Source organism: Methylobacterium sp. P5_C11 (assembly GCF_054049775.1).
Genome location: NZ_JBFULS010000084.1, coordinates 1 through 16682 on the forward strand (window position 1 = coordinate 1; position 16682 = coordinate 16682).

General features: G+C 67.7%; 14 protein-coding genes and 2 pseudogenes. 6 read left to right on the forward strand and 10 right to left on the reverse strand.

Features of this window, described 5'->3' with window-relative positions; genetic code table 11:
* From ACXJKQ_RS26350 to ACXJKQ_RS26380, 7 genes and pseudogenes are all read right to left on the reverse strand, one after another.
* Positions 1-1568: pseudogene (locus ACXJKQ_RS26350) on the reverse strand (methyl-accepting chemotaxis protein); the annotation flags it as partial.
* Between the two features lie 237 nt (positions 1569-1805).
* On the reverse strand, positions 1806-1934 hold the full coding sequence (locus tag ACXJKQ_RS26355; protein ID WP_457108633.1) for a hypothetical protein: 129 nt from the start codon (positions 1932-1934) through the stop codon (positions 1806-1808).
* A 22-nt stretch (positions 1935-1956) separates the two neighbouring features.
* Positions 1957-3033, reverse strand: a complete 1077-nt coding sequence (locus ACXJKQ_RS26360; RefSeq protein WP_457108634.1) for a phytoene/squalene synthase family protein — start codon at positions 3031-3033, stop codon at positions 1957-1959.
* Positions 3014-4537: a phytoene desaturase gene (locus ACXJKQ_RS26365; protein WP_457108635.1), complete on the reverse strand. Its 1524-nt coding sequence runs from the start codon at positions 4535-4537 to the stop codon at positions 3014-3016. The genes ACXJKQ_RS26360 and ACXJKQ_RS26365 overlap by 20 nt, the downstream gene beginning before the upstream one ends.
* A 77-nt stretch (positions 4538-4614) precedes the next feature.
* The gene (locus ACXJKQ_RS26370) at positions 4615-5097 is read right to left on the reverse strand and encodes a hypothetical protein (protein WP_457108636.1); all 483 of its coding nucleotides are present in this window, start codon (positions 5095-5097) and stop codon (positions 4615-4617) included.
* Positions 5098-5133: 36 nt separating this feature from the next.
* Positions 5134-5229, reverse strand: a pseudogene (locus ACXJKQ_RS26375) (hypothetical protein); the annotation flags it as partial.
* A gap of 234 nt (positions 5230-5463) precedes the next feature.
* Complete coding sequence (locus ACXJKQ_RS26380) at positions 5464-6120, reverse strand: hypothetical protein (RefSeq protein ID WP_457108637.1); 657 nt, start codon at positions 6118-6120, stop codon at positions 5464-5466.
* Between the two features lie 275 nt (positions 6121-6395).
* Here ACXJKQ_RS26380 and fcl point away from each other — a divergent pair, with 275 nt between their 5' ends.
* The 3 genes from fcl (at position 6396) to ACXJKQ_RS26395 (ending at position 9144) form a co-directional block, all read left to right on the forward strand.
* Positions 6396-7367 carry a GDP-L-fucose synthase gene (fcl, locus tag ACXJKQ_RS26385; RefSeq protein WP_457108638.1) on the forward strand — a complete coding sequence of 324 codons (972 nt, stop codon included), beginning with the start codon at positions 6396-6398 and terminating at the stop codon, positions 7365-7367.
* A gap of 73 nt (positions 7368-7440) precedes the next feature.
* A complete protein-coding gene (locus tag ACXJKQ_RS26390; protein ID WP_457108639.1) occupies positions 7441-8463 on the forward strand; it encodes an SGNH/GDSL hydrolase family protein in 1023 nt (340 codons plus the stop codon).
* Between the two features lie 3 nt (positions 8464-8466).
* Positions 8467-9144, forward strand: a complete 678-nt coding sequence (locus tag ACXJKQ_RS26395; protein ID WP_457108640.1) for a GDSL-type esterase/lipase family protein — start codon at positions 8467-8469, stop codon at positions 9142-9144.
* On the opposite strand, the gene ilvD is transcribed toward ACXJKQ_RS26395, so the two are convergent.
* The gene (gene ilvD, locus ACXJKQ_RS26400; protein WP_457108641.1) at positions 9145-10974 is read right to left on the reverse strand and encodes a dihydroxy-acid dehydratase; all 1830 of its coding nucleotides are present in this window, start codon (positions 10972-10974) and stop codon (positions 9145-9147) included.
* Positions 10975-11101: 127 nt separating this feature from the next.
* Between ilvD and ade the strand changes: the two genes are divergently transcribed.
* Both ade and ACXJKQ_RS26410 read left to right on the forward strand, forming a co-directional pair.
* Positions 11102-12823: an adenine deaminase gene (ade, locus tag ACXJKQ_RS26405; RefSeq protein ID WP_457108642.1), complete on the forward strand. Its 1722-nt coding sequence runs from the start codon at positions 11102-11104 to the stop codon at positions 12821-12823.
* 88 nt (positions 12824-12911) lie between these two features.
* On the forward strand, positions 12912-13337 hold the full coding sequence (locus tag ACXJKQ_RS26410) for an organic hydroperoxide resistance protein (RefSeq protein WP_457108643.1): 426 nt from the start codon (positions 12912-12914) through the stop codon (positions 13335-13337).
* Positions 13338-13603: 266 nt separating this feature from the next.
* Here the strand turns inward: ACXJKQ_RS26410 and ACXJKQ_RS26415 are convergent, their stop codons facing one another.
* Positions 13604-15688, reverse strand: coding sequence for a methyl-accepting chemotaxis protein (locus tag ACXJKQ_RS26415; protein ID WP_457108644.1), 2085 nt, complete (start codon positions 15686-15688; stop codon positions 13604-13606).
* 186 nt (positions 15689-15874) lie between these two features.
* Here ACXJKQ_RS26415 and ACXJKQ_RS26420 point away from each other — a divergent pair, with 186 nt between their 5' ends.
* Complete coding sequence (locus tag ACXJKQ_RS26420) at positions 15875-16372, forward strand: YagU family protein (protein ID WP_457108645.1); 498 nt, start codon at positions 15875-15877, stop codon at positions 16370-16372.
* 94 nt (positions 16373-16466) lie between these two features.
* On the opposite strand, the gene ACXJKQ_RS26425 is transcribed toward ACXJKQ_RS26420, so the two are convergent.
* A partial coding sequence (locus tag ACXJKQ_RS26425; protein WP_456686438.1) for a transposase occupies positions 16467-16682 on the reverse strand: 216 nt, incomplete at its 5' end.

A 16682-nucleotide genomic window follows, 5' to 3' on the forward strand; every position in this document is an offset into this window, starting at 1 on the left:
CCTGCGCGACGTTGCGGACGATCTCCTGGGTGGCCGCGCCCTGCTGCTCCACCGCGGCGGCGATCGAGGTCGCCACGCCGCTGATCTCCCGGATCCGCTCGGTGATGCCGCCGATCGCGGTCACCGCCTGCCCGGTCGAGGCCTGGATCTGGGCGATCTGGCCGGAGATCTCCTGGGTCGCCTTCGCGGTCTGCTCGGCCAGGGCCTTGACCTCGGCGGCCACGACCGCAAAACCCTTGCCCGCGGCGCCGGCGCGCGCCGCCTCGATGGTGGCGTTGAGGGCCAGCAGGTTCGTCTGGCCGGCGATGTTCGAGATCAGGCCGACCACGTCGCCGATCCGCGAGACGGAGGCGCTCAGCTCCTGCACGCGGGCGCTGGTCTGATCGGCGTCGGAGACGGCGCGCTGGGCCAGATGCGCGGAGCCGTCCACCTGCCGGCCGATCTCCTGGACGGAGGAGCCGAGCTGCTCGGCCGCCACCGCCACGGTATTGACGTTGGAGGCGGCTTCCTCGGCGGCGGCCGCCACCGTGGTCGACTGGCTCGACGTCTCGGACGCCGTGGCCGACATGGCCCGGGCGGTCGCCTGGAGTTCGGTCGCCGACGATGAGACCATCCCGACGATCCCACCGACGGCAGCTTCGAAACGATCCGCCATCTGGCGCATCCCGACCTTGCGCTGCTCCTCGGCGGCGATGCGCGCCTGCGGCGTCTCTTCCTCGAGCTGGCGGGTCCGGACGAGGTTGTCCTTGAACACCTGGACGGCCGCGGCCATGGATCCGATCGCGTCGCGACGCTGCCGGTAGGGCACCGCCGCTTGCACATCCCCGCCGGCCAGCCCGCTCATCGCCTACGTCATGGTCTGGATCGGTCGAGAGACCCGCAGCAGACCGAAGGCGGCGGCCGCGCAGGCGGCAGCGAGCGCCAACACGACGGCGACACAGGCGGCCTGCATGGCAGCATCGTCCGCGATCAACGATGCATCCGCTTCACGACCGGACCCCTGCTCGTTGAGGGCGACATCCCGCGCAAGGTTGGCGCAGGCGTCGTCATAGAGGCTCGCAGTCTCGGCACCGCCCATGAGCCTGAGAGCCAAATTGGTCTCGCCCACTTCCATCAGACGACCCATTTCGGCGTCTGCTTGCGCGAAACGTGTCCAGCTGACGGCGAACGCTTCATAGAGCGCGCTCCTCGTTCGAGGAGATGAGCGGTTCGTAGCTTGTCCGCGCCTGGGCGAGCTTGTCGTGCGTCTTGATCAGCGCCGCCTGATTCTCAGCCAGTCGCGTGGGGGTGCTGGACAAGATGAGCAAACGCAATTGCTTGATCCGCAATTCCGATGCCGCCGCCCGGATCTCGTTTACCGCGACGACCGACGGCAGTCAGTTGGTAGCGACCTCGCTGATGCGGCGCCGGATACCCACGAGCTTGGCGATCGACAGCACGCCTTGGCATGCGGCGATGAGGGCCAGAAGGCCAAAGGCAGCGGCGAGCGATGTCTTGAGTGAAAGATGCGGGCGCGTTGACCGGGTCGGCGCGGGAGAGAGAGGATGGCGCTCCGCGCGAATGAACATCCGTTATACGAACGTCGGTCTTTCACAGCTTCGACTTGGACAACCTTATAGGTGGTCACATCGGGGGATCACGTTATCGCGCGATGCAATATTTTATGACAGGACGGTCGAGCCGAGCACCGTTTCCGATGTCGTAGCCGATACTTGCTCGCAGACAGAGGCAGCGCGGTGCCGGAGTCGAACGCATTTTGCAGCGTTCGCGCCCTCGGGACTCGCGCGTCTCCGGGCGCGACCGTTTCAGTCCGACCGGCCGTCACGATCGCGGCGAATGCTGCGGCGCACCGCCAGGAGCTGCCAGAGGCCCAGTCCGAGGGCCAGGGCGAAGACGAGGCCGATATCGAAGGCGGCGAACAATCCGTCGCTCACCGAAGGTCTCCGCGCCCCAGGATCACGACGGCGCCGAGCGGCCGAACGCCTCACGCTCGCGCATCCGCTCGATCAGGTCGAGGACATGCACGACGCGGCCACCGACGTCCCACCAGGGCCGCAGCGCCGGACGCTGACGCAACCGCACGAGCGGGTCGCGCGCGACGGCCTCGATCAGAAATGCCGTTTGCGCCAGGGGCGGAGCGTCGAGGGCTGCGGAATCTGCGTCCGCCGGCGCATGGAGCGCGCGGGCGATCAGCGCCAGCTTGCGGCCCGTGCCGACGCGGGCGCGACATCGGACGGAATCGTGGTCGTGCGCGGCCACCTCGCGGCCGATCTCGGCATAGATCAGGGCCGCCGCCCGGATCGAAGGCCGGCAGCCGCGAGGCAAGGCCGCGATCCCGGCCTCCGCGCGGGCGTAGAGTCCGTCCGCTTCGCCGAGCAGCCGGGCCACCACGGCGGACAAGGCCGGACTCGGCTGCGGATTTGCGAGAAACGCGTCCGGATCGAGCCCCGCAGCCCGCATCCAGTCCAGCGGCAGGTAGAGGCGACCCATCCGGGCGTCCTCGCCCACGTCGCGCGCGATATTGGTGAGCTGCATGGCCGCGCCGAGATCGCAGGCGCGGGCCAGGGCGTCGGGATCCCGCGTGCCCATGATCAGCGCCATCATCGCCCCAACCGATCCGGCGACCCGCGCCGCGTAGGCGTGGAGGGCGCCGAGGTCCGCGTAGCGCCGGCCCTCGGCGTCCCAGGCGAACCCTTCGATGAGGGCGCGCGGCAGCGCCTCCGGGATCGCGTAGGCGGCAACAATTTCCGAGAACGCCCGGTCGGCCGGGGCATCGGCCGGGCTGCCGGCATAAGCCAGGCCAATCCGTGCCTCGAGCCGCGCGACGGCACCGCGTCGGTCGGATGGGCTCTCCGCCCCGTCGACCAGGTCGTCTGACAGACGGCAGAAGGCGTAGAGGCCGTAAGCGGCCTCGCGCACATCGCCCGGCAGCAGCTGGCCGGCGGCGAAGAAGCTTTTCGAGCCGGCGCGGATCGCGACCCGGCAGGCGGTCCGGTCCGCCGCGGCGGCGAATTCAGGCGGTAACGCGGGCATCGGGGACCACGCTGTCGAGGATGCGGGCGGAGGAGAGCACGCCGGGCAGCCCCGCACCCGGATGGGTGCCGGCACCGACCAGATAGAGGTTGCGGATCGCGCTCGACCGGTTGTGCGGACGGAACCACGCCGACTGGGTCAGCACCGGCTCCAGGCCGAAACCCGAGCCGCGGTAGCTCAGGAAATCGTCCTGGAAGTCCAGCGGCGTCGTCACCTTCGAAGTGACGATGGCCTCGGACAGGCCAGGCAGCACGCTTGCCTCCAGCATCGCGGCGATCCGGTGCCGGTACGGTTCGGCGAGGGTCTGCCAATCCTGGCCGCCCGCGAGATTCGGCACGGGCGCCAGCACGTAGAAGGCGTCGCACCCTGCGGGCGCCAGGCTCGGATCGGTGGCGGTCGGCCGATGAAGATAGAGGCTGGCATCCTCGGCCAGCACCTTGCGGTCGAAGATGTCGGCCAGCAGCTCGCGATAGCGCGGCCCGAGCATGATCGTATGGTGATCCACGTCCGGATAGCGCCTTTTGGTGCCGAAATACCAGACGAACAGGCCCATCGACGAGCGAGCGCGCCGGAATCGCCCCGGGCTCCAGCGCTTGGCCTCGGGCAGCAGGCGCGCATGGGTCACAGCCGAATCGGCGTTCGAGACCACGAGGTCGGCGGCGATGGTCTCGCCGCTGGTGAGCGTCACGCCCGTGGCTGCGCCTTCATCCACCTCGATGCGTGCGACCTCGACCCCGAGGCGTACCCGCCCACCCTGCGTTCGGATCAGGCGCACCAGCCCGTCGACCAGCTGTCCGGTCCCGCCCATGGCGAAATGGACACCCCAGCGCCGCTCCAGGTCGGCGATCAGGCAGTAGATGGCGCTGGCCCGGAACGGATTGCCGCCGATCAGAAGGGGGTGGAAGCTGAAGACCGTGCGCAGCCGCTCGTCGCGGATGAAGCGCGCCACCACATCGTGCACCGAGCGGTGTCCCGACAGTCGCAGCAGGTCCGGCGCGATCTTCAGCATCGATCCGACGCTGCCGAACGGGACGTGGCCGAGTTGCTCGAAGCCGATGCGGCAGACCGCCCGGCTGTGAGCCATGAAACGCTCATAGCCTTCAACGTCGTCCGGCGCGAAGCGCGCGACTTCGGCCCGCATCCGCTCCAGGTCGCCGCTATAGGCGAAGGACGTGCCGTCGGCGAACCGGATCCGGTAGAAGGGATCCATGGGGACCAGCGTCACGTCGTCCGAGAGCTGGTGCCCGGCCAACTCCCAGAGCTCCGCGAAGAGCTGCGGGGCCGTGACGATCGTCGGACCAGCATCGAAGGTGAAGCCGTCCTGGCGGTGGACACGGGCACGGCCACCGGGCTGCTCGAGGCGTTCCAGCACCGTCACGCGGTAGCCCCGAGCCCCCAAGCGCACGGCTGCCGCGAGGCCGCCGAAGCCGGAGCCGACCACGACGGCGTGGGGGCGCCGATCGATTTCTTGCGCAACCCGATGGTCGATCGCGAGTGTCAACATTGCTTGACACTACCGCGGCAGTTTGACGGCGCGCAAGGCCGAAATGTCGCCTGCGCCGAACCTGTATCGCGGTGCGCTCAGAACTCACCGGCCAGACCGGACCGGACGCCGACCGCATTGTCGCCTCCAGAGGCGACGCCGGCGGTGACGGCGATCGGAACGCAGCAGGTCGGCAACCGGTGGGCGACGGCCATGCCACCCGCCCATTCGCCGCGGTAGGTGGCACCGTTCGCGGCCCAAGTGGTCTTGCCGGGCGCAGACGGCATCGGGGCCGTCGCCATCGCGATGGCCATGGCGACGCCCTGCCGAGCCTCCTTACGGGTCTGAATGGCGTAGCGCTGAACCGAGTCGGTCTTGGCCTCCAGGTTGTTGACCTGCGCCTGGACCGAATCGATCCGGTTGCCGAGGCGGGCGATCGTCGACGGGCCGTAGGCGGAGGCCGCGAGATTGCCGCTGGCGTCGGTGGTGACGAAGGCCGTCACGCCATTGTGGGCGGCAGCGCTCGCCTGGGAGGCGACCCCGGCCAGCGTGTAGGTGTTGGCAGCATTGCCGATCGCCACTTGGTTGGCGTTCGTCGTCTTGACGTTGTCCCCAATCGCGATCGTGTTGGCCTGATTGGCGGCCGCCCCGTTGCCGAGCGCGACGCTGTTGTTGCCGGCCGCCGAGGCCGCCGCGCCGATCGCGGTGGATCCGGTCCCGGTCGCCCCGGCGACGAAACCGAGCGCGGTGCTTCCGGCCCCGCAGGCAGCGGATGCCGTACCGGCGGCGGTTCCGCCGAGCCCCTGGGCGCTGGCCGCGTAGCCGAGGGCGACGCTCCCGGTGGTGGCAGCGCTCGCGCCGGTGCCCGCGGCCGTCGATGTCGTTCAGGCTGCGCTGGATCCGTAACCGACCGCAAGGGCGTCGCTGCCGATGGCGATCGGCGCGGTCTATCCGCTTGTGTTGTTGGCAGTGATGCCGGTGACGCTGGAGAGCTGGGACAGCCTCAGCTCGCTGATGACCGTCTGACCCTGCGATTGCGTGAGGTTGCCGGTCAGGAAGTGGATGCCCTGGCCGGAGCCGCCCCCCGTTCCACTCCCTCCGGTTCCACTCACTCCAGTTCCACCGCCGCCGGGGCCACCGCAGGTACCGCAATTGCCCGTTGTACCCGCGGTGCCGAGTGTGACACCGGTGCCGAGAAGTCCATCGCCCGGACCGGTCGTCCCGACCAGAACGCCGGTTCCGAGTACGCCGCCGCTGGTCGTCCCGACGTTGAGACCGGTCTCCAAGATCCCGGTTCCGGGTGCGGTGGTACCGACGGTCACGCCTGTCCCGAGGATGCCGCCGCCGCTGGTGGTGCCGACGTTGAGTCCAGTCCCGAGGATGCCACTGCGCGGGCAACTGGATCCGATCGTGATACCGGTGCCCAAGATACCATTCGTGGTTGTATCCAGCGTTCCGCGCAGGAGCTGCGCGAGCGCCGGCGTCGCCAGGGCCGTGCAGATCAGGAGGCCGGCCGCGATCGGCGTGATCCGCGCGAGGCGCGGCTTTGCGATCGCGGCCATCGCGGTTCGCGGCAGAGCCGGGACGATGGTCGAGGGACGCATTTGAGACTCCATCGCTGCGCGGCCGAACACGATTCCGGACCGACCCTGATCCCTCAGGTGGTCAAGCAGGCACGAATGCAGCTTCTGGTAGAATGATTAATCCAACTTTCGATTGTATCTCTGAAGCTGTTTTCCCGCGCGACGACCCTGCCCACCTTCACGCGCGGCAGCTGAGCCGGCCGCCTCAGAAAACGCGTGTTTGCGCGGCGATATCGCGCCGCAAAGGGGTTATAGGAGCTTGGAAATCCGAGCTTTCGGCAGGGAACGGACGCGTGATGGACGGTCGGGGTCAGACCATTTTCGTGGCGGGCCATCGGGGCATGGTGGGCTCGGCGATCGTGCGTCGCCTGCGTGAGCTGGGACACGCGCGGATCCTCACGGCGGATCGGCGGAGCCTTGACCTGCTGGACCAAGCGGCGGTGCGGCGCTTCTTCGCGGAGAACCGCATCGATCAGGTCTATCTCGCCGCCGCGAAGGTCGGCGGCATCCACGCCAACAACACCTACCCGGCCGAGTTCATCCACGAGAACCTGCTGATCCAGGCAAACCTGATCGACGCCGCGCACACGCACGACGTGGACCGTCTTCTGTTCCTGGGATCGTCCTGCATCTATCCGAAGCTCGCCCCGCAGCCGATGCGCGAGGACGCCTTGCTGACCGGGCTGCTCGAGCCGACCAATGAGCCCTATGCGATCGCCAAGATCGCCGGGATCAAGATGTGCGAGAGCTACAACCGCCAGTATGGGCGGCGCTACCGCAGCGTCATGCCGACCAACCTCTACGGACCGAACGACAACTTCCACCCCGAGAACGCCCACGTTCTGCCGGCGCTGATGCGCCGTCTGCACGAGGCGAAGCAGGAGGGGCGCGCGAGCGTCACCGTATGGGGCACCGGGCGCGCGATGCGCGAGTTCCTGCACGTCGACGACATGGCGCGGGCCAGCGTCTACGTGATGGAGATGGATGACGCGGTCTACGCGCAGAACACGCGGCCGGACCTGTCCCACATCAACGTCGGGACCGGCGAGGATTGCACCATCCGGCAACTGGCCGAGGCTCTGGCGCGGGTGATCGGCTACGAAGGGCAGCTCGCGTTCGACGCGACCAAGCCGGATGGCACGCCGCGCAAGCTCATGGACGTGTCGCGGCTTCGCGCCATGGGCTGGCAGCCCGAGATCGCCCTGGAGGACGGCCTGCGCCAGACCTACGGCTGGTTCCTGGAGAACCACGCCACGCTCCGAAGCTGAGCGGAGCGCCGACATAGCCCGGGCTTGAACCAGCCCATCGCCACCGATCCTCCGTTCCGGGAGAAGACGGATCATGGCCCACCGGCCGCCCGACGACAGCGCCGACGCGCGCCGGCGGAAGTTCCTTCAGAGCTTCCCGAGCTTCGACGCGAACAGCCGCTTTCCCGCGCCCTATGTGCAGTTCGCCGGCAAGCCCCTCGCGGAAGCGGGTGGTCAGGGCTGGCGCTATGACGCCCTCGGCTACCGCAACGACGCGCATGCGGATACGCGGACCGCATCGGAGACGCTGCGGGTCTTCGTCGTCGGCGACAGCACCCTGATCGACGGACAGGTCTTCGCCGACACGGTGCCGGGCCGGCTGGAGACCCGACTGAAGCAGGCGCACGGGTCGGGCGCGCGCGTCTACAATTTCGGCTCCGTCTCGGCCTGTCTGAACCAGATGATCGCCCTGATCACGACGCGGCTGATGGATCTCCAGCCCGACGTCATCCTGATCGTCGGCGGCGCGACGGATATCTTTCAGCCCTGGAGCTTCGACCCGCGGGCCGGCATTCCCTACAACCACTTCGCGAACGAGAGCCTTTACGACTACTTCTTCGATCCGAGGAAGTCGGCCGACGACGCGGAGGCCCTGTCGTATGACGGCCTGCAGGCAATGATCTTCAACCGACTCGAGAACCTGCGGTCGCTCACGAACTGGCAGTCCGACATCTGGGAGTGGGAGGTGGTGCGGCAGTTCGAGCTGGCGCTGAAGCGCCTGGCGCGGCTCGCGCCCGGGATCGGCGCGCCGGTCCGGTTCCTCCTGCAGCCTACGGTGGCGCGCAAGAAGGCCCTGGCGGGAGCGGAGACGGCGGCCGCGTCCGGCGCATTCCTGACCTATCTCGACCGCCAGTACGAGCGCTTCGAGAGCGTCCTCGGCCGGCTCGACGCGGCCGGCTTAGCTTTCGCGGTGCGGGACCTGAGCCGTCTGTTCGAAGGCGATTCTCGCGCCCTGTTCACCGACATCGTCCACGTGACCTCGGAGGGGCGCCAGATGATGGCGGACCGGCTCGAGGCGGAGGTGCTCGCCGTGATTGGGGCCGCGCATCCCGCCTGAGCAATGGCCGAGCCGATCGTCTTCATCGGGGATTCGATTACCGAACTGTGGGGCTTCCACAGGGCCGGGACGTTCGAGGCCTATGACCTGATCCCGCGCGGCGGGTCCGGCCAGACGGCGCGCTGGATCACCATGCGGTTCCGGCGCGACCTCGAGGAGACGGGCGCCCGGGGCGTGCACCTCCTGTGCGGCGTCAACGACATCGGCCGCAACGAGGGATTCTTTGTCCCGGCCGAGGAGATCGCCCGGACCCTCGCCGGCATGCTCGATGAGGCGCGCGCCCTGGGCGTGAAGGCCTGGATCGGCTCGATCATGCCGGTCGACTGCATCCCCTGGAATCCGGAGGTTCAGGACGCACCGGCGATGATCGCGGCGGTCAACGGGTGGCTGCGGGACCATGCGCACGAGCACGACGCGACCTTCATCGACTATCACGCGGTGCTGGCGACGGAGACCGGCGGCCTGCGGCCCGAATACGGGACCGACGGGCTGCATCTGAGCCCGGCCGGCTACGCGGCGATCGAGCCGCTGATGCTGACCGCGCTCGGTCGGATCGCGGCGCCGCCGCCGCAGCACGGCGGACGGACGCAGTCACCCGTCCGCCGGCGGGCGATCGGCCTTGCGTTGGCGGCAGCAGCCCTCCTCGGTGCTATCGCCGCCCTGGTTCTCGGCGCCCGCTGATCAAACCCGGCGAACCGCCCCGTGGGCCGCGCTGGTCGTCAGCAGGGCGTAGGCGCGTAGGGCCGTGGTCACCTTGCGCTTGCGCGGGCTTGCCGGCTGCCAGCCTGCCGCCTCCTGGGCGCTGCGCCGTCGATCCAGCTCCGCCTGATCGACGTCGAGGTGAATGCGCCGGGACGGGATGTCGATGGCGATGGGGTCGCCGTCGCGCACGAGACCGATCAGCCCGCCCTCGGCCGCCTCCGGCGAGACATGGCCGATGGACAGGCCCGAGGAGCCGCCGGAGAACCGTCCGTCGGTGACCAGGGCGCAGGCCTTTCCGAGCCCCTTCGATTTGAGGTAGCTCGTGGGGTAGAGCATCTCCTGCATGCCGGGTCCGCCGCGTGGCCCCTCGTAGCGGATCAGCACCACCTCGCCGGCCGTGACCTTGCCGTTGAGGATGCCGTCGACGGCCGCGTCCTGGCTCTCGAACACCCGGGCCGTTCCCGTGAAGGTCAGGATCGAGGCGTCAACGCCCGCAGTCTTCACGATGCAGCCCTGCTCGGCGAGGTTGCCGTAGAGGACGGCGAGCCCGCCATCCCGCGAATAGGCGTGCGCGGCATCGCGGATGACGCCACCCTCCCGGTCGAGATCGAGTTCGTCGAAGCGGGATTCCTGGCTGAACGCAACCTGGGTCGGCACGCCGCCGGGGGCCGCCCGGTAGAAGGTCCGGACCGACGCCGCCGGGTCGGCGCGCACGTCCCAGCGGGCGAGCGCCCCGCCGAGCGTCCCGGCCGAGACGTTGCCGACCGTGGTGTCGATCAGGCCGGCCCGGTCGAGCTCGCCGAGGATGCCCATGATGCCGCCGGCCCGGTGCACGTCCTCCATGTGGACGTTGGCCACCGCCGGGGCGACCTTGCAGAGCACCGGCACGCGCCGGGACAGCCGGTCAATATCGGCCATGGTGAACGGCACCTCGCCCTCGTGGGCGGCCGCCAGCAGGTGCAGCACCGTGTTGGTCGAGCCTCCCATGGCGATGTCGAGGGTCATGGCGTTCTCGAAGGCCTTGAAGTTCGCCACGGCACGCGGCAGCACGCCAGCATCGTCCTGCTCGTAGTGGCGGCGGGCGAGATCGACGATGAGGTGACCGGCCTCCACGAACAGGCGCCTGCGGTCGGCGTGGGTCGCCAGCACCGAGCCGTTGCCCGGAAGGGCGAGGCCGAGGGCCTCGGTGAGGCAGTTCATGGAGTTCGCCGTGAACATGCCTGAGCACGAGCCGCAGGTCGGGCAGGCCGAGCGCTCGATGACGGCGACGTCCTCGTCGGAGATCCGGTCGTCGGCGGCCGCGATCATCGCGTCGACGAGATCGACCTTCTTGGTGATGCCCGGAAGCTGAACCTTGCCGGCCTCCATCGGGCCGCCCGAGACGAAGACCGTGGGGATGTTGAGGCGCAGCGTCGCCATCAGCATGCCGGGGGTGATCTTGTCGCAATTGGAGATGCACACCATCGCGTCGGCGCAGTGTGCGTTGACCATGTACTCGACGGAATCGGCGATGAGTTCCCGGGACGGCAGCGAGTACAGCATGCCGTCATGGCCCATCGCGATCCCGTCATCGACCGCGATGGTGTTGAACTCCTTGGCGACGCCGCCGGCGGCCTCGATCTCACGCGCCACGAGCTGGCCGAGGTCCTTGAGATGGACGTGGCCCGGCACGAACTGCGTGAACGAGTTCACCACCGCGATGATCGGCTTGCCGAAATCCGAATCCTTCATGCCGGTGGCGCGCCAGAGGCCGCGGGCGCCGGCCATGTTGCGGCCATGGGTGGTGGTGCGGGAACGATAGGCGGGCATCGAGAACTTCGACTGGTTCGAGGGTGACAGGCTTCTGCGCTCGCCATCCCGCGACCGCAAGCGTCGCCGACCGGGTCGGATCCGTGGCATGCTTCTGGCGGATGGCAGGGCTGGTTTTGGGGGCACGATGACACAGGCTGATGTCCTCCGGCGGATCATCGCGCAGGGGCAGGGCCGCGCCGAAGCGGATCTCGTGCTCAAGGGAGGCCGCTTCCTCGACCTCGTGACCGGCGACCTCGTCGCCTCCGACATCGCGGTCTGCGGCGACCGCATCGTCGGGACCTTCGGTCAGTATCGCGGCCTCCGGGAAATCGATGTCTCCGGGAAGGTCGTGGTGCCGGGCTTCATCGACACCCACTTCCATGTCGAGTCGTCACTGATGCTGCCGCAGGAATTTGAGCGCTGCGTGCTGCCGCATGGCGTCACGACGGGGATCTGCGACCCCCACGAGATGGCCAACGTCCTGGGCACCGATGCCTTCACGTGGTTCCTGGCCGCCTCCGAGACCCTGGCGATGGATCTGCGCGTCCAGCTCTCGTCCTGCGTGCCGGCCACGGACCATCTCGAGACGTCCGGCGCCAGGATCGACGCACACGATCTCACAGCCTTTGCCGGCCACCGGAAGGTGATCGGGCTCGCCGAATTCATGAACTTCCCGGGAGTTCTCGCGGGCGATCCCGGCGTGCTGGACAAGCTCGCTCTGTTCCAGGGACGGCACATCGACGGCCACGCGCCCCTCCTGCGCGGCCTCGGCCTCAACGGCTACATCGCCGCCGGCATCCGCACCGAGCACGAGGCGACCTCGCCGGAAGAGGCGATGGAGAAACTCTCCAAGGGCATGACCGTGCTGATCCGCGAAGGGTCGGTCTGCAAGGATCTGCACGCCCTCGCGCCGATCCTGACGGAGCGGACCGCGCCGTTCCTCGCCTTCTGCACCGACGACCGCAATCCCCTCGACATCGCCGAGGAGGGCCACCTCGACTTCGTCATCCGCACCGCCATCTCGCTCGGCGTGCCGCCTCTGGCCGCCTACCGGGCGGCCTCCTGGTCGGCGGCCCGGGCCTTCGGCCTGCACGACCGGGGCCTGGTCGCGCCCGGCCAGCGCGCCGATCTCGTCGTCCTCGACGACCTCGCCACTTGCGCCGTCGCGCAGGTCTTCAGCGCCGGGCGGCCGGTGGACGCGGCCCTGTTCGACGCGCGCGCCTCCGTCGAGCCCATCGGCCGCGGCAGCGTGCGGGCGCGGCGCGTGTCGTCCGCGGATTTCGCCGCCGGCGGCTCCGGACCGTCGACGCCGGTGATCGGGGTGGTGCCGGGCAAGATCATCACCCTGCGTCACGACCTCACCCTGCCCTATTCCGGCGGCCAGCGCCGGATCGATCTCGATCAAGACGTCATCAAGGTCGCCGTGATCGAGCGCCACGGGCGGACGCAACCGGGCACGCGCGGGATCGGCGTGGCGTTCGTGAAGGGGTTCGGCCTGAAGCGCGGTGCCATCGCCTCGTCGGTCGGTCACGACAGCCACAACATCACGGTCGTCGGCGCGGACGATGCCGACATGGCCGTCGCGGTGAACCGCCTCGGCGAGATCGAGGGCGGTTTCGTGGTCGTCGAAGGCGGGCGCGTTCTCGCCGAGATCGCCCTTCCCGTCGCCGGCCTGATGAGCCTGATGCCGTTCGACGGCATCCGCCAGTCCCTGGTGACCCTGCGGTCCGCGGCCCGGAACCTCGGGGTCGTTCTCGCGGAACCGTTCCTTCAGGTCGCGTTCCTGCCGCTGCCCGTCATACCCCACCTGAAGATCACAGATCGCGGCCTCGTGGACGTCGACCGCTTCGCACTCATCGATCCCTGAAATTAGATTGCGCGCAATATAAATGAGGGCTATGCGGATGCCAGCCGGCCCCTAGATGCCGACTCACTTCCTGAAATCGGAGATCGACATGTCCGTAGACGTGAAGTACCGCACCACCGCCACCGCTACGGGCGGCCGCGACGGCGCCGCCAAGACGGCCGACGGCAGCTTCGAGGTGAAGCTCTCCACCCCGAAGGAACTCGGTGGCGCGGGCGGTCCGGGCGCGAATCCGGAGCAGCTCTTCGCCTCCGGTTACTCGGCCTGCTTCCTGGGCGCGATGAAGGCCGTCGCCCCGTCGCTGAAGCTGAAGGTCCCGGCCGAGACGAGCGTGACCGCCGACGTCGGCATCGGTCCGCGCTCGGAGGGCGGCTTCGGCATCACCGCCGACCTGACGATCAGCCTGCCGGGCCTCGACCGCGCCGACGCGCAGAAGCTCGTGGATGCCGCGCACCAAGTGTGCCCGTACTCCAACGCCACTCGCGGCAACGTCGACGTGGGGCTGAAGCTCGCCTGAGGCGGCGTTTCGTGCGGGCTTCGCATCGGCGAGGCCCGCCTCCTGATGATCCGTGGGCGACGCGCTCGGCGCCGCCTTTGGGAGCGCTGGGACGCTAGGCAGACAGCGTCATTTCAGGTCGCAATCGATGCCGCGGTCGGCAGCGGCGCGCGTCGGGTGGCGGGTGCTCCAGAGGATCGCGCCGGCACGATCAGGTCCGGGACGAAGGCAGCCAAGCCTGATTCTCGGCCGGGCGCCTGGAGCCACCATCGGGGCAAGAGCAAGCCTCAGCCCGCTCTGACCGTCGCGAGGAAGTGCGTCACCTCTGCACCGAGCTGCTCGGATTGGCGCGACAACTCGTCCGCTGCACTGAGGACCTGCGCGGCAGCCGCACCGGTCTCCTCGGAGGCCTTGGCCACGCCGGTGATGTTGCTCGTCACCTCGTCCGTGCCGGTGGCAGCCTGAGCGACGTTGCGCACGATCTCTTGCGTGGCGGCGCCCTGCTCCTCCACCGCGGCGGCGATGGTGGCCGCCATGCCGTTGATCTCCCGGATCCGCGCGGTGATCGCCCCGATGGCACCGACCGCCTCAGCCGTCACGCCCTGAACGCGCGTGATCTGGCCTGCGATCTCCTCGGTGGCTTTGGCCGTCTGCTCGGCGAGCGCCTTGACCTCGGCGGCGACCACCGCGAAGCCGCGGCCGGCGGCACCGGCGCGGGCTGCTTCGATCGCGGCGTTGAGCGCCAACAGGTTGGTCTGCCAAGCGATCGATGAGATCAGTCCGACCACATCGCCGATTTGCCCGACCGTCGCGCTCAGCTCCTGCACCAGCGCAGCCGTCTGATCCGACTCGTCCACGGCCGCTTGCGCGAGCTTGGCCGAGCCGTCCACCTGCCGGCTGATTTCCTGCAGGGACGAGCCGAGTTCCTTGGCGGCGAGCGCCACGGTGTTCACGTTGCTCGCGGCCTGTTCGGCCGCGGACGCCACGGTCGTGGACTGGCCGGCCGTCTCTGCGGCGGTGGCGGTCATGGCCTGGGCGGTGGCCTGCAGCTCTGTGGCCGACGACGAGACACGGCCGACGATGCTCCCGACCGCCTCCTCGAACCCGTCGGCCAGCTCCCGCATGGTGCGTTTGCGATGCTCCTCGGCGGCCCCCCGAGCCTGAGCGGCCTCCATTTCGAGGTGTTGGCTGCGGATCAGATTATCCTTGAAGACCTGCACGGCCGCCGCCATCGCGCCGATCTCGTTCTCCGTTTTCGTGTCGGGAACGGCGATGCTGGTGTCACCGTCTGAAATCCGGCTCATGACCTGCGCCATGCGGCGGATCGGCATCGAGATCTTCCGGATGCACACCACGATCACGCCGCCGCATATCATGAGCACCGCGCCACCGCTCAGCAGGAAGAGGACGAACCGCGTCCGAGCCAAGGCGATGCGAGCGTCGATCAGGTCGAAGATGCGGACGAACAACCGATCGCGAAGGTCGATGATCGAATTCATGGACGGGACGTAACGCGCGGCAAAGTCCTGCACCGTCATGGTAGTTGCTCGGCCATCCAAGCTTTGGCCTACAATATCCGCGGCCAATTTCTCGCCGACCTCGACATATTGCGTCCACATGTTTTTCACGAGCTCATCGACACGTGGATCATCACCGATTTTCCCGCGGGCAAGCAGGATCTGCCGCATCTGCGCGTCGACATAGCCGGTCAATCGATTGTAGTGACCGACCTCCTCGTCCGTCATGAGCCGCTTTGTTACGAGAGCAGGGGTGAATACGGATCCGATCTGACCCGCGAAGTCACGCAACTCCGTCGCGGTCCGGGCCAACGTCAGCCAGGAGCCCAGGCTCGGATCGGCCGACAATGTCGCATCGTCCACGGCATTCAACGCCTCGTCGAGCGTCGGCGGGACGGCGATCATGGCCTTCACGATCCCCGCCACCGCGTCTTGAGATCGGTGTGCCTTAGCTTGAGCCGTCAGGGCATCGACCTGCCGCCGTACGGTGGCGAGGTGCCGAACGGTATCGGCGACGGCCCCGGCGGCCTTGGTTCCCCACCGCTCGGGCAGTGTCGACATGGCGAGGCTGGCCTCTCGCAGGGCTGCATCGGTGTCGGTCCGGGCCGCGCTGAGGGCCTGCTCGATAGCATCCGGCACCGGTCTCTCACTGCCGAGAAAGTTGTTGGTAGGCCCGCGCTCCTTCGAGATCCGCGTCGAAGCGCCAAGGATCTTCAACGCCGCGGTAGCACCCGTCAATGCGCTGACGCTATTGCTGTAGGATTGATACTCCTCGATCTCCATCTTAGCGGCAACAGTCACGCATACCGCACTGATGCATCCAGACAAGACAACAATCAAAGTCGATATTTTCATGATAACCTCTGCAATCGACGAAAATCTTTAGGTTGTTCCTACAACAAATTCGCAAATTTTTGGTGTAAAACGATCGTACAGATAATTGATACGGCATCTTTCTTGGTATAAACATTGGGTCAGAAATTTTCACGACATTTATCAATTATGCCTATCAATATTTGATCATATGCGGAGGACGAATTGGTGAAACAAGCGACAAAAGAAAATGTTGCGGATTACGCAAAACTGGCTTGGGCAGGATTTCTCGGCGGGAATCTTTCGAGCTTCGTCAAGTGGGGATCCGAGATCCCATTCCCGCCCCGGGAGGCTGGCCGCATTTCGCCGCCCTTCGCCATCCTCAAGGCGCTTGGCCTGAACGCCGAGGCCATGACCTACGTCTTTACCGGCCACGTCATCAATTACGGCGTCGCGCTAATGCACCAGGGCTTCTCGATCGTCTTCGGCCTGCTTTATTGCCTGCTCGCGACAACATTCCCGATCGTGACGCTGGGGCAAGGACTGGCCTTCGGGCTGGTCATCACCCTCCTGTTCCACGCAATCCTGCTGCCGTTGGGTGGCTGGGCGCCCCAAAATTGGGACATGTCAGCCCACGAGATGTTCTCGGAGGTGTTCGGGCACCTGCTCTGGGCTTGGACCATCGAGATCGTCCGGCGTGACTTGGTGAGGATATCGCCGGCTTGAAGCAGGCGCCCATGCCTCCAACCAAGCCGGTCGCCTCGAGACTCTGCGTGGCCGCGCACCCAACTAGAGCTGTTCCCACCTATGTAGCGACGGCCTAGTCGCCCTCATATCCGGCGGCGGTGATGCAGTTGCGGCATTCGTCTGGGGTGAAGCGGGTGAAGGCCTCGCGGATAGCAACCCAGAGGTCGGGCACGGTGCGGGCGGTTGCGGTTCGCAGCAGGTGCTTGAGCTTGGCGAAGATCTGCTCGATCGGATTGAACTCGGGACTGTAGGGCGGAAGGTACAGGACCCGCGCCCCCACCGCCTCGAT